This window comes from Gluconacetobacter takamatsuzukensis, from assembly GCF_014174275.1.
Taxonomy (GTDB): Bacteria; Pseudomonadota; Alphaproteobacteria; order Acetobacterales; family Acetobacteraceae; genus Gluconacetobacter; species Gluconacetobacter takamatsuzukensis.
Window position 1 is genome coordinate 466866 of record NZ_JABEQK010000001.1, and the last position, 13306, is coordinate 480171.

Here is a 13306-nt window from a genome sequence, read left to right on the forward strand (position 1 = left end):
CGTGACGGAGGGTCAGATTTCTTCCTCCTCCTCTTCCTCGCCATCGTCCTCGAAGACGGGTTCGACCGTTATCGTGTCGTTGTTGCCGGCGCGGAGGGCTTCGGCGTCCTGTTCGGCTTCGGCTTCGGTCTTGTAGAGCTTGCCGTCGTCCGGATCGTCGTTCCAGCCCGCTTCCGGGTCCCAGAACAGGATCTCGTCATCTTCGACTTCCTTGATCACGAGGTAGCCGATGATCGGTTCGTTTACGTCTTCCATGATGTCCTCTTCCCCTGATGGACGTTCGACGTATGGACGATAGCGGAGAAAAGGGAAGGGCAAAAATGGCCGGGGACGCTATCTGCCTGCCTGCTGCTATGCAGCCGGATGGAAAGGCCCTAAAGACCGGATCATGAATGGATCGCGTGACATGGCGAGAGCTTGGCGGGCCGCATGGCCGCTGGTTCTGCTCGCCCTCGTCGCACGGCTGACCCTCGGCGGGCTGGCCAGTCCGCAGGCCGTCCTTGCCGATCCGCTGGCCCAGCTGGCGAGCCTGTCCCTGATCTGCGACAGCGATCATCCGCTGGTGCCCGACCCCGCTGCGCCGCATCACGCGGGCGATCAGGGCGATGGGTCGCTGCTGCTGGCGGAGGCGCATGATACGCCTGCCCTGTCGGTGGGTGGCGCGGCCGGGTTCCTGGCCCTGCGATCCGTCGTGGTGGGGATGGCCTGGGTCTTTCCGCCTGTTCGCGGGCCGCCGCTCCAGTCCCTCTCCAGCCTTTATCCGCAGGGGCCGCCGGCCCTGACCTGAATCCGTTCTCGTGATCTCCGCGCCTCGGCGTGGCGGTTCATCGTACCGTTCTTTCAGGTCCAGCAGACATGTCCATCAGACGATTTCACGCCCCCTGGCGGGGGGTGGCGGCCGGCGTGCTGATATTGGCCGCCGCGCAGGGGGCCGTGGCCCAGCCCGTGGCGCCTTATTCGCCGCAACAGAAGAAGCGGGTGCCCGCTTCCGCATTGTCTTCCTCTGCTCATTCTTCGGGGACTGCCGTGCCTGGTGCGCCAGACGGGCCGCAATCCGAACGGATTACCGTGACGGGCATGGCCCGTGGTCCGGCGACGGTCCGGCCGGCGGGGCAGACGACCTATAGTGCCGAGCGGAGCAGTTTCGGCAATCAGGTCGGGCAGAGTGTGGCCGATATGGTCGTGACCATTCCCGGGGTCAGTTTCGTCGCGGGGAACGGGCCGCGCGATGTCGTGGTTTCGGTGCGGGGGTCGGGGGATCGGCAGTCTTACGGGCTGAAGAACATCCAGGTCCTGGAGGATGGGTTTCCGGTCACGCAGCCGGATGGCACCGCGCGGTCGGACCTGATCGATCCGCATGCCTATGAGGGGGTGGATGTCTTTCAGGGGCCGGCATCCACCGTGTACGGCAATTACGCGATCAATGGGGCGATCAATTTCCGCACCCGCAGCGGCGCCGATATCCATGGGCTGGAGCTGGGGTCGGATTTCGGCAGTTTCGGCATGTTCAACAATTACGTCACGCTGGGGGTCGGCGGGCGGTCCTACGATCTGACGATCTTCGGTAGCGACGTGCGCGGGAACGGCTTTACCGCCAACAGCAGCTATGCGACCTCGACCGAGAATGTGCGGCTGCGGGTCAACCTGACGGATCGGGATCGGCTGATCCTGAAATTCGTCAACAACGTCACCGACGCGTTTCTGCCGCTGCGGCTGTCTCTGGCGCAATATCGCCTCAACCCGTACCAGCAGGGCTGTGCCGACGCCGCCAGTGCGGCGGCGGGGTGTGCCACGGTCAATCTGCTGGTCAATGGCCGTTATGGGGCGACCGCCGCCCTGACCCCGCAGCAGGCGGGGCTGGGCCGGTTCGACCGGCGGAGCATCGTCGGGCTGCGCTGGGAGCATGATTTCGACAGCCGGACCACCTGGCGGAACCAGTTTACCTACGACCAGCGCCATATCGACCAGCCGACCTCGGTTGCCAGCTATGTGGGACCGTACAATTCCTACAATGCCAGCAGCGACGTGACGAACCGTGCGCGGCTGGGGGCGACCAGCCTGACCAGTTTCGGGGGCGTCAGTTTCGATTATCTGGATTTCGGGTCGCAGACCTACAATGTCACACCGGCCGGGGGAGCGACGCGGGGGGGGCTGAACGGGACCTCATATGGCCATCAGTGGAATCTCGGCGCCCGGTTTCAGGAGGATTGGCAGTTCGCGCCGCAATGGCATGCGGTGGTCGGGCTGGGGGGGACCTATTCCGACCTGGGGGCGGTCCAGAACCTGTATCGTTACAGTGCCGCCGGCGAGAGCATGACCGCGATCACGGCCAATCGGTTCTTCTTCAACCTCGCGCCCGAGGCGGCGCTGATCTATGCGCCGGATCGGGACTGGACGCTGCATGCGCGGGTCGGGACTGCCTATGCCACGCCGACGACCTCGAACCTGTTCGTGACGCCGCAGGGGAATTACGGCAACAACACGCACCTGAAGAGCGAGACCAGCCTGGGGATCGATCTGGGGGCGGACTGGCATCCGTTCACCGGGCTCGATCTTGAGGCGACGGGGTTCTACGAATTCTATCGCAACGAGCTGGTCAGCCAGTCGGCAGGGGTCAACACGATCAGTTCCTTCACCTTCAATGCTCCGGCGTCGCAGCATCGGGGCGTCGAGCTGGGGGCGGACTGGACGCCGCTGCGTCATGCCCTGCCGGGGGGGCGGATCAGGCTGAGCTATACCTACGATAACCAGGTCTACACCGATTATACCGAGGTACTCTCCGGCAATGGGCTGTCGCGGTCGTTCGACCGCGGGGGCAAGTCCATTCCCGGCGTGGTGCCAAATTTTCTGAATGCCCGTTTTCTCTATGACCAGCCGGACGGGCCGCTGGAGGGGCTGGGCGGATATGCCGAGGTGACCTGGCGGAGCGATTACTGGCTGGACAATGCCAACCGGCTGCGTGCGCCGGGTTATGCGCTGGTCAATCTGGAGCTGCATTACGATCCGCCGAAGCGCTTTGGCTGGGTGCAGCGGCTGCATAGCTATATCGAAGTCCAGAATCTGGCCAACCAGACCTATGTGGCCGGTGCGACGAACATTGCCGACGTGTTGCAGGCCGATGGAAGCCAGGCGGGGGCGGCGCTGCTCGCGACGCGGACCGGGTCGATCTATGCCGGCTCGCCGCGCGCCGTCTTCGGCGGCGTGCGGGTGCGGTTTTGAAGGGGGACGGGACCATGCGTGAGGGGAGGTCCGTCTTCTGGCCGGAATATCGGACGGTCTGGCGCTGGCATATGCTGGCGGGGCTGTTCTGCCTGCCCTTCGTCGCCTTGCTGGCGATTACGGGTGCGATCTATCTGTTCAAGCCCCAGGTCGATGACCTGATCGACTGGCGCTATGACCATCTGGCGGTGGCGGGAGCGCCGGGCGTGGCCTCGGCGGAGGTGCGCGCGGCGCTGGGGGCGGTGCCGGGCAGCCGGTTCATGGCCTATGAACTGCCGCGCCCGGGGCATGGCGCGGCCCGGGTGATCGTCCTGCGGGGCGGCGAGGCGATCCGGGTCTATATCGATCCTTCGTCGCTGGCCGTTCTCGGGCAGGTGGCGGAGGAGGCGCGGTTCGAGCGCCTGGTCTTCAGGCTGCATGGGCAGTTGCTGCTGGGCAATGTCGGGTCGGTCATCATGGAGATGGTCGCGTCCTGGACGATCGTGCTGATCGTCACCGGGCTGTATCTGTGGTGGCCGCGCGGGCGGACCGGCTTGGCCGGGATTGTCTATCCGCGGCTTGGCCTGTCCGGGCGGGCGCGGTGGCGGGACCTGCATGCGGTGACGGGATTGTGGCTGTCGCTGGTGCTGGCGCTGTTCCTGGTTTCCGGTCTGCCATGGTCGTTCGTCTGGGGGCATGCGCTGCAATCGGTCGAGCAGCGGGTGGGGCGCCTGATGGCGGTGCAGGATTGGGAAATCGGCGCCGTTCCGGTTCGGGATACGATTGCGGGGCATCCGGTTGCGCCCCATGCCGGCATGGGTTCCATGGCCGACATGCCGGGGATGGATATGGGGGGTGGGGAAGCCGCCGAGCCGGATGCGCTCGCGGGGGTGGATGCCGTGGTGGCGACGGGTGTGCGGCTGGGGCTGCCGGCGCCGGTTCTTGTGACGCCGCCTGCGGCGGTGGGGGCGCCGTGGCAGGTTCGGTCGGACACGCAGGATCGGCCGAAGCGGGCCAGTGTGCGGGTCGGGGCAGACGGGACGGTGCTGTCCCGGCAGGATTTTGCCGGCAAGGGGTTGGTCGACCGCGCCGTGGGCTATGGCGTGGCCGCGCATGAGGGGCAGTTGTTCGGCTGGCCGAACCAGTTGCTCAACCTGCTGGTGGCCGGCGGGCTGGCGACCATGAGCATCGCGGCGACCATCCTGTGGTCGCGGCGGCGCCCGCCGGGTGGCTGGGGTGTGCCGGCCGCGCTGCCCGGGCGGCGGGTGGGCGTCGGGGCGGTTGTGGCGATGGTGGTGCTTGGGGTGCTGCTGCCGGAACTGGGTGGGTCGCTGTTGCTGCTGGCTGTGGCGGCTTGGGCGATGGGACGCCGCGTTCGGCCCGAAGGTTCGGAGAGCATTTGAAAAATCTGTTGGTCGGTAAGGAGTCTCGCAGAACGTAGCCGGAAATGTGGGCTGGTGAGCGAGAGCGGCCCGAGGGGCTGCGCCCGTCGTGTGTCCGCGAGCACCGGAGCGGAGCGGCCTTATCGGCCGTGAGCATCGGAGCATAGGAAACGCGCGTCGGATCGCCACCAGCCCGCATTTCCGGCCACGTTCTCAGGTGGGGAGGAGGGTGCGTAGCCGCTCGGCAATGGCCTGGGGGCTGGAATCGACGGGCAGCATGGCCGCCAGATGGTTGTCGCCGTCCATCAGGTACAGCACGGAACTGTGGTCCATCAGATAATCGCCGTCAGGCGGACTGGAGGTGGGGGCGTGCCGGCGGGCCATGACGTGGAAGGCGTGGAGCACCGGCTGGATCTGGGCGGGGGTGCCGGTCAGCCCCACGATGCGGGGTGAGAAGCGGGCGACGTAATCGTGGACGACCGGCGGGGTGTCGCGTGCCGGGTCGACGGTGACGAAGATCGGCACGACGGTGGCCGCGCGGGGGCCGACCTGGTCGAGCGCCGCAGTGACGGTTGCCAGCGTCAGCGGGCAGACATCGATGCAATGGGTGTAGCCGAAATAGAACAGGGTGTAGCGCCCGTGGAAATCGGCCTGGGTGACGGGGCGGCCCCGGTCGTTGGTCAGGGTGTACGGTCCCCCCACGGTGGCATGCGGGCGGTCGAGAACGAGCGTGCGCAATCCGGCGGCGGCCAGCAGCAGGCCGAACGCGGCCAGGGTGAACAGCGCCGGGCGTGTCCAGTGCCTGCCCCGTGGCGGGGGGGCGGTGCGGCGGCGGGGTGGGGGCGTGGTCTTTTTCGGCATGCCTCTGGCCGCTGGTGGCGATGAAGCGTCGCACCCTACGGATTTTTGCGGCGGATCGCGACCCCCATGACGATTGCCGGGGACGGATGGCGGGGCGGTGACCCTTTGTGACAATTCAGCGCCTTAACGAAAAGTCATGCTTCGCTAGGTTTTCGGCACGATCCCGTTGGCAATGCAGAGAGGTCCGGCCGTGCGTGCATCCGCCCTGAGAATGGTCCTGGTCATGGCGGTCGCGCTGCCGGTGCTGGCTGCCTGCGCCGACCAGGGCCGCCCGCTGGATGAGGACGGCCAGCCCTATACGGATGATGACAGCCGGTCGTCGGGACGGGGTGGGCGGGGCGGCATGGGCGGCGGGCAGGGCGTGTGGGCGGAAGCCCTGCGGACTGCGACGCAGGTCGGCATGGGATTCCTGCATCATTGAGCCCGAGAGCCTGACCGTAAATGCGGTCTGGCGGCGATCCGACGCGCGTTTCCTGCGCTCCGGTGCTCGGAAACACACGACGGGCGCGGCCCTGCGGACCGCTCTCGCTCACCAGTCCACATTTACGGTCAGGCTCTCAAAGGGTGATGCCCTCCTGAATTTTCAGGTCTTTTCTGGAGAGTTTGCCGATTAGGGTTTTCGGCAGGGAGTCGCGGAAGACGATTTCGCGCGGGCGCTCGATCTTGGAGATATATTGCTCCAGATGGGTTGCGAGGTCGGCCGGCGTGATCGTGGAATCGGGGCGCAGGGTGACGAATGCCTTCGGGGACTGGCCGCGATAGGGATCGGGGACGCCGATGACGAGGGCTTCGAGCACCGCCGGATGGCGGTGAAGGGCCTCCTCGATGATATGCGGATAGACGTTGTAGCCGCCGCAGATGATGATGTCCTTGAGGCGGTCGACCAGGAAGAGATAGCCGTCCTCGTCGAGATAGCCGACATCGCCGGTGCGAAAATAGCCGTCCGGCGTGAAGGCGGAAGTGTTTTCCTCGTCCTTCCAGTAGCCTGACATGACTTGCGGGCCTTTTACGCAGACTTCGCCTTTTTCCATGGCCGGCAGGCGCCGGCCGATATCGTCGAGGCTGCGGATCTGAAGGTCGGTATGGAGGACGATCTTGCCGCAGGAGCCGTCGCGGACGCCGTGGAGCGGGTTGAGGGTGAGGACCGGGGAAGTCTCGCTCAGCCCGTAGCCTTCGATGACCGGACACCTGGCCGTTTCCTCGAAGCGCTTGCGCAGGGGGACGGGGAGGGGGGCGCCGCCGGAGATGATGGCGCGCATATGGGTGAACAGGTCCGGCGAGAGTGCCGGATCGCGGAGCAGTGCGGTCTGGATCGTCGGCACGGTGGGCAGCAGCGTGATCCGGACCCGGCGCATGGTGGCGAGCGTGGAACCTGTCTCGAAGCGGGGCAGCAGCACGATCTCGCCGCCGCGTTCGATCGTGAGCAGCATGACGGCCATCAGCGCGAAGACATGGAACAGGGGCAGGATGCCCAGCGTAGTCGGTGGCGTGCGCAGGGCGTCCTGCGCCATGTCCTTGATCTGCTCGATATTGGCCAGGAGGTTGCCGTGGGTGAGCTTGGCCGCCTTGGGAATGCCCGTGGTGCCGCCGGTGAATTGCAGGACGGCGATATCGTGCATCGGGTCGATCGTGACATGCCTGGCCACCGTCTTGCTGTGGGCGAGCGTGTCGTAGGTGACGAGGCGTTTGTCGGCAGGGAAATGGTAGATTTCCCTGGATTTGAGAACCTTGAACAGGGTCGATTTGACCGGTGGCAGCGCATGGGAGAACGGGCAGACGACGATGCGCCGGACCGAACTGTTCTCTGCCGCCCGGTAGGCGGGCTCGGCAATGGCTGCGAGGTCGGAAATCACCAGGACCGAGGCGTCGACGGTCTTGAGGATCTGGTGGACCTCGTGCTGGACGTAGAGCGGGTTGAGATTGACGACGATGGCGCCGATGCGCTGCACCGCGAAGAAGAGGATGACGGAATAAGGCGTGTTGGGCAGCGAAAGGGCGACGCGGTCGCCCCTGGAGACGCCGATATCCTTCAGGCCGCCCGCGACATGCTCCACGGCCTGGAAGATCTCGCGATAGGTCAGCTTGCGCCCCATGAAATCGACGGCAAGGGCGTTGGGGTGGCGAAAGGTCGAGACGCGCAGGAGTTCGAACAGATCGTGGATCGAATCGCCTGATGCGGTGTGACGCAGGATTGTGCTCTCATTCATGACATTCATGGGGGAAGCCCTTTGATCGGGCGGGAGGGAGACCCTGGGGAGGGTCGATCCCGGCTCCCGCTGTCGTTCAGAAACGCGTTCTCACGCCGAAGGCGACGACATTGCCGTAATCGTTGTAGGAGCCGACAAGTTGTCCGGACGTCGCGGAGGCGGCATCGTTGATTCTGGGATTGGTGCCGAAGATGTGGGCGTAGGACAAAGTGAGGGTCACACGCCGGATCGGCGTGTAGTCGACGCCGGCGCCCAGCGTGAAACGATTGGTGTCGGGCGTGATGGTGTTGCGGTTTCTTATGGTCGTCGGGCTCTGGTCGTAGCTGAAGCCGCCGCGCACGAGCACGGCTTTCGATGCCCGGTATGTCGCGCCGATGCCGCCGAACCAGGTGTTGCGCCAGTTGACGGCGATTGACGTATCGGCGCCCCCCGCGTGGTCGGAAATATTGTTCAGCGAGTGCAGGAGGGACCAGTGTGTCCATTCGCCTTGCAGCATCACGGTCCAGCGTGGCGAAATGGCCCGGGTGACGCCGAACGAGACGCTGTCGGGCAGGGTAACCTGCATTGCGCCGTGGCCGCTTTGGGCGATCAGCATGCCGTTGACCAGCGGGTTGGCGGCCAGCAGCGGCGGGGGCGAGAATTTCGTGCGGGTGGAGAGATCGTAGGAGATGCGCGACTGGTAGTTGATGCCGATCTGGGTCGCATCGTCGGGCTTGTACAGGATGCCGGCATCGTACCCGAAGCCGAAGGCGTTGCCCGCCATGTCGGCCGTCGTCGGGCCGAAGGCGTTCAGTGCGCCGAGATTGAGATCGCGTGTGAAGCGGCCGGTGAGAAAGCCCATGCGGGGGCCGACGCCGATCGAGAATCGCTTGTTGAAGCGGTAGGAGGCCATGGCACCGAGTTCGTAATCGGTGATGGAACTGACCAGGCTCTGGTAGCGGCCGACCCAGTTGCTGGGGTAATTGGCGCGCTGGCCGTAGGGCGTATAGAACCCGTAGCCGATCGCCCAGTGCGGGTCGATTTTCAGGACACCGTAGCTGGCGGCGGTGGCGGCATCGGTGATGCCGCGATTGCCCTGCACGCCGGGGGTGGTGACGCCCGGGCCCAGATAGTTCTGGCCCGAAAAGCGGGCGACCGGGCCGGCGTAGAACACGTTGCCCTGCAGTTCGCTGGCATCGAGGAAGGACATGCCGGCCGGGTTCATCAGGACGGTGGACGCATCCCCTGCGCGGCTGACGGAACCGACATAGGCGCTGCCCAGCGAAATCGTATCGGTTTCACGCAGGGCGAAACCCGAGGCGACGGCCTGGTGGCCGGGGCTGAACAATGTCTGGGTGACGAGGGCGCTGCATGCCATCAGCGTGATTTTTTTTTTCATTATTGGACTGACCATCTCAGCATTCTAACCAAACATTTGATAGGTTAACCGGGCAAGCGCGTTCTCCATGTCTCTGATCCGGGAAAACTATGAGCCCGGCCTTGCGGCCTTGCAAGAAAATCACGGCAGGAATCGGAAGCGGCGCGCTTCACACTCTCTCGATTGAAAATGTCGGGACCGGGTGCGCGGAACGTGGAAAAAAGATTGGAGTTCCAACGGGTGAACGGATTGGGGCGTTTTTGACGGGGAAAGGACGGGCGGCGCGGCGCAGCGGTGGCCCGGCAGGACGTTCGGGTGCCGGCGCGCGGTGCCGCGCGGGAGGATGGGAGCGGGCCTGTCGCGCGGAGGGGAGTAGGTGCGGCTTTCTGTAGAACAATCGTTCTGTAGAATAGTCGTTCTGTAGAAAGTCGCGCCGGGCAGGGTTATCCGAGGGCGGCCGTGAGGGCGGGTACGATCTGGAACAGGTCGCCGACCAGGCCGTAATCTGCGACCTGGAAGATGGGGGCGTCTTCATCCTTGTTGATCGCCACGATCACCTTGCTGTCCTTCATGCCGGCCAGGTGCTGGATGGCGCCGGAGATGCCGCAGGCGATATAGAGATCGGGCGCCACGATCTTGCCGGTCTGGCCGACCTGGTAATCGTTGGGGACGAAGCCGGAATCGACGGCGACCCGCGAGGCGCCGATGGCGGCGCCGAGCCTGTCGGCCAGGGGTTCGAGAATCCTGAACCCTTCCGCGCTTTGCAGGCCACGCCCGCCGGAGACGATGACCCGGGCGGATTCGAGCTGGGGGCGCTCGGTGCTGGAATGTTCAGCCGACAGGAAACGGGATTTTTCCTGGTAGTCGGGCGGGGTCACGGCTTCGATGGGGGTGTTGCCGCCCTCGGCGGGTACCGGGTCGAAGCTGGACGTGCGGATGGTCAGGAGCTTTTTTGCGTCCGACGAGCGCAGGGTGACCAGCACGTTGCCGGCGAAGATGGGGCGGACGAAGGTCTCGGCGTCCTTGACCTCCATGACGTCGGGGATGAGCTGCACGTCGAGCAGGGCGGCGGCGCGGGGCAGGGTGCTCTTGCCGATGGCGGTGGCGGCGGCGAGAATGTGGTCGTAATCGGGGGCGAGGGCGACGAGCAGTGCCGCGAGCGGTTCCGCCAGCCCGTGGGCGAAGGCCTCGCCCGAGGCGGTGCGGACGCGGCGGATGCCGGGGATTTTCGCGGCACTGGCCGCCGCGGCGTCGATCGCGCCGGAGCTGCCGGTCACGAGCAGGTCGATGTCGCCCAGGCTGGCCGCAGCCGCGATGGCGGAGCGGGCGGTCTGCGGGATGGTGCCGTCTTCGGCATCGAGAAGGACGAGCGCGGTCATGATCAGATCACCTTGGCTTCGTTGCGGAGTTTTTCGACCAGTTCGGCGACGCTGGCGAGCCTGACGCCCGCCTTGCGGGTCGGGGGTTCGGCCATCGAGAGGATGGTGAGGCGGCGCGTCAGGCCGATGCCCAGATCGGTGGCCGCGATGGTTTCGAGCGGCTTCTTCTTGGCCTTCATGATGTTGGGCAGGGAGGCGTAGCGCGGTTCGTTCAGGCGCAGGTCGGCGGTGACGATGGCGGGCAGGGTGAGGGAGAGGGTTTCCGAACCGCCATCGACCTCTCGCGTGACGGCCAGGCCGTCGCCGGTTTTCTCGACACGGCTGGCGAAGGTGGCCTGTGGCCAGTCCAGCAGCCCGGCGAGCATCTGCCCGGTGGCGTTCATGTCGTCGTCGATGGCCTGCTTGCCGAGGATGACGAGATCGGGCTTTTCGCGCTCGACGAGAATTTTCAGGATCTTGGCGACTGCGAGCGGCTCCGGGCTTTCCTCGGACTGGACCAGGATGGCGCGGTCGGCGCCCATGGCGAGCGCGGTGCGCAGCGTGTCGGCCGCCTGGGGGACGCCGATGGAGGCGACCACGATTTCGGTGGCGATGCCCTTTTCGCGCAGGCGCAGGGCTTCCTCGACGGCGATTTCGTCGAACGGGTTCATCGACATCTTGACGCCGGCGGTCTCGACGCCGCCGCCGTCGCGCCGGACGCGTACCTTGACGTTGTAATCGACGACACGCTTGATGGGGACAAGGATTTTCATGGTACCTCTGGGGGAATGAAAGGGTGCGGACTACATGCCGCCCGGATAGTTGGGGCCGCCGCCGCCCTCGGGCGTGCACCAGTCGATATTCTGGGGCGGGTCCTTGATGTCGCAGGTCTTGCAGTGGACGCAGTTCTGGGCGTTGATCACGAGCCGGGGTGCGGTCTCGGCGTCGGCGACTTCATAGACGGAAGCGGGGCAGTAGCGGCTTTCGGGCGCGCGGTAGGTCTGCCAGTTGACGGGTTTCCACAGGGCCGGATCGCGCAGGCGGAGATGGACCGGCTGGTCTTCCGCGTGATTGGTGTTGGACAGGAAGACCGAGGACAGTTTGTCGAAGGTGATCGTGCCGTCGGGCCTGGGGTAGGCGATGGGCGGGCTGGACGCGGCGGGGCGCAGGGTCTGGTTGTCCGCGTGGCGGAAATGCAGCGTCCAGGGGGCGCGGCCGCGCAGGATGGCGGCATCGAACCCGGCATAGAGGGCGCCGCGCAGCGTGCCCCAGCGTGCGAAGGCGGGGCGGATGTTGCGGGCGGCCGAGAGTTCCTGATGCAGCCACGAGGTCTGTAGCCGCTCGGTGAAGGTATCGGGTTCCGGTGCGTCCGCCGCATGGGCCGCCGCGATGGCCTCGGCGGCGAGCATGCCGGATTTCATGGCCGTGTGGGTGCCCTTGATCTTGGGCGTGTTGAGGAAGCCCGCGGCGTCGCCGATCAGGGCGCCGCCGGGGAAGGTGAGGCGGGGCAGGGATTGCAGGCCGCCTTCGGACAGGGCGCGGGCGCCGTAGATCAGGCGGCGGCCGCCCTCGAAATATTTGCGGAAAACCGGGTGGTGCTTGGTGCGCTGCATTTCGTCGTAGGGCGAGAGCCACGGATTGGCGTAGTCGAGCCCGGTGACGAAGCCGTAGGAGACCAGGTTGCGGCCGAAATGGTAGAGCCAGGCGCCGCCATAGGTCCGGTCGTCCAGCGGCCAGCCGAAACTGTGCAGGACCAGGCCCGGTTCGTGCCGGTCGGCCGGGATTTCCCAGACTTCCTTGATGCCCAGGCCGTAGGTCTGCGGATCGACGCCCTCGCGCAGGCTGAAATGTTCCATGACGCGCTTGGTCAGGGATCCGCGGCAGCCTTCGGCGAACAGGGTATATTTGCCGCGCAGTTCCATGCCCGGCGCGAAATTCGGGCCCTGCGTGCCGTCGCGGGTGATGCCCATGTCGCCGGTGACGATGCCGGCGACGCGGCCTTCCTCGATCAGCACGTCCGCGCCCGCGAAGCCGGGATAGATCTCGACGCCCATCGCCTCCGCCTGGGCGGCCAGCCAGCGGCAGACATCGCCCAGGCTGACGACGAAATTGCCGTGATTGGCGAGGTGCGGCATGACCCGCGACAGGGCGGGAATGCGCAAAGCCCGGCGTTCGGTGAGGAGATACATCTCCTCGCGCGTGACCGGGGTATCGAGGGGGGCGTTGCGCTGGTGCCAGTCCGGCAGCAATTCGTCGAGCGCGCGGGGTTCGATGACGGCGCCGGAGACGATATGCGCGCCGATTTCACTGCCTTTCTCGATCAGGCAGATGGATTCGTCGGGCATGAGCTGTTTCAGCCTGATGGCCGCCGCCAGCCCGGCCGGGCCGCCGCCGACGATCACGACGGCGAACTCCATGATGTCCCGTTGGCTCATGCCTGCGTCTCCAGCGTTCTGGTATCGGGCCGCCCGGGGAGGCATCTGATGGGGGTGGCACCGTTCAACAAGGGGAAGTGTATATCCCGCCGCGTTTTTATCGAACAGTCGATAGGTAGGTGTTTGTGGCCGGCGCCGGGTGTCGGAGGCGGGATCCGATGTGGATGGATTTCTTAGTGTAATGATAAAGAAAGGAATTATCCGTTTTCAGCCTCTTCGTCACATAATTGAGATGGACTTCTGGTTTGTCGTCGGAGGGACGGTGTGGCGGCGCCTTTCAGCGATCGGCGGTGGAAGGTTTTTCCGCGATTCCGGGGCGGATGGAAAAAATTTCTAACGATTGTTCGTATTGGTCCCGCTTGTGGCGGTGTGCGGGTAATCCATTGGCAGGAATTGATTTTTCTTGCCGCAGTCTGTGCATTTTCCCGCTTGGGAACGGGGCCGGGCCATCAATGAATTGTGTCATCACGACAAAGCGTCTTTTCGGAAGGGGTGTCGTTCCATTATC

Annotated in this window: 12 protein-coding genes; 4 read left to right on the forward strand and 8 right to left on the reverse strand. The window is 65.4% G+C overall.

Translation table 11 applies throughout. From position 1 onward, the window contains the following. Positions 1 to 12 precede the first annotated feature (12 nt). A complete protein-coding gene (locus HLH27_RS02110) occupies positions 13 to 255 on the reverse strand; it encodes a hypothetical protein (RefSeq protein ID WP_182947413.1) in 243 nt (80 codons plus the stop codon). Positions 256 to 406: 151 nt separating this feature from the next. Between HLH27_RS02110 and HLH27_RS02115 the strand changes: the two genes are divergently transcribed. From HLH27_RS02115 to HLH27_RS02125, 3 genes are all read left to right on the forward strand, one after another. Continuing rightward, on the forward strand, positions 407 to 787 hold the full coding sequence (locus HLH27_RS02115; RefSeq protein ID WP_246375321.1) for a hypothetical protein: 381 nt from the start codon (positions 407 to 409) through the stop codon (positions 785 to 787). Positions 788 to 855: 68 nt separating this feature from the next. Then, the gene (locus HLH27_RS02120; protein WP_182947415.1) at positions 856 to 3219 is read left to right on the forward strand and encodes a TonB-dependent receptor family protein; all 2364 of its coding nucleotides are present in this window, start codon (positions 856 to 858) and stop codon (positions 3217 to 3219) included. Positions 3220 to 3233: 14 nt separating this feature from the next. Continuing rightward, positions 3234 to 4601 (forward strand): PepSY-associated TM helix domain-containing protein, encoded by a 1368-nt coding sequence (locus HLH27_RS02125; RefSeq protein ID WP_182947416.1) that lies wholly within the window; start codon positions 3234 to 3236, stop codon positions 4599 to 4601. Between the two features lie 192 nt (positions 4602 to 4793). Here the strand turns inward: HLH27_RS02125 and HLH27_RS02130 are convergent, their stop codons facing one another. Then, positions 4794 to 5441 (reverse strand): SCO family protein, encoded by a 648-nt coding sequence (locus tag HLH27_RS02130; RefSeq protein WP_182947417.1) that lies wholly within the window; start codon positions 5439 to 5441, stop codon positions 4794 to 4796. 190 nt (positions 5442 to 5631) lie between these two features. On the opposite strand from HLH27_RS02130, the gene HLH27_RS02135 reads away from it, so the two are divergent. Beyond that, entirely contained in the window at positions 5632 to 5862 is a 231-nt protein-coding gene (locus tag HLH27_RS02135) for a hypothetical protein (protein ID WP_338029816.1), read from the forward strand. A 136-nt stretch (positions 5863 to 5998) separates the two neighbouring features. Here HLH27_RS02135 and HLH27_RS02140 read toward each other — a convergent pair whose 3' ends face one another. The 6 genes from HLH27_RS02140 to HLH27_RS02165 all read right to left on the reverse strand — a co-directional run bounded on the left by HLH27_RS02140 (position 5999) and on the right by HLH27_RS02165 (position 13267). Further along, a complete protein-coding gene (locus HLH27_RS02140) occupies positions 5999 to 7648 on the reverse strand; it encodes a long-chain-fatty-acid--CoA ligase (protein ID WP_220790224.1) in 1650 nt (549 codons plus the stop codon). A 76-nt stretch (positions 7649 to 7724) separates the two neighbouring features. Continuing rightward, a complete protein-coding gene (locus HLH27_RS02145) occupies positions 7725 to 9026 on the reverse strand; it encodes an OmpP1/FadL family transporter (RefSeq protein ID WP_182947419.1) in 1302 nt (433 codons plus the stop codon). A 422-nt stretch (positions 9027 to 9448) separates the two neighbouring features. Further along, complete coding sequence (locus HLH27_RS02150; protein ID WP_182947420.1) at positions 9449 to 10384, reverse strand: electron transfer flavoprotein subunit alpha/FixB family protein; 936 nt, start codon at positions 10382 to 10384, stop codon at positions 9449 to 9451. A gap of 2 nt (positions 10385 to 10386) precedes the next feature. Then, positions 10387 to 11136 (reverse strand): electron transfer flavoprotein subunit beta/FixA family protein, encoded by a 750-nt coding sequence (locus tag HLH27_RS02155; RefSeq protein WP_182947421.1) that lies wholly within the window; start codon positions 11134 to 11136, stop codon positions 10387 to 10389. 30 nt (positions 11137 to 11166) lie between these two features. Further along, the gene (locus tag HLH27_RS02160) at positions 11167 to 12798 is read right to left on the reverse strand and encodes an electron transfer flavoprotein-ubiquinone oxidoreductase (RefSeq protein ID WP_182947422.1); all 1632 of its coding nucleotides are present in this window, start codon (positions 12796 to 12798) and stop codon (positions 11167 to 11169) included. A 277-nt stretch (positions 12799 to 13075) separates the two neighbouring features. Then, positions 13076 to 13267, reverse strand: coding sequence for a hypothetical protein (locus tag HLH27_RS02165; RefSeq protein ID WP_182947423.1), 192 nt, complete (start codon positions 13265 to 13267; stop codon positions 13076 to 13078). Positions 13268 to 13306: the final 39 nt, after the last annotated feature.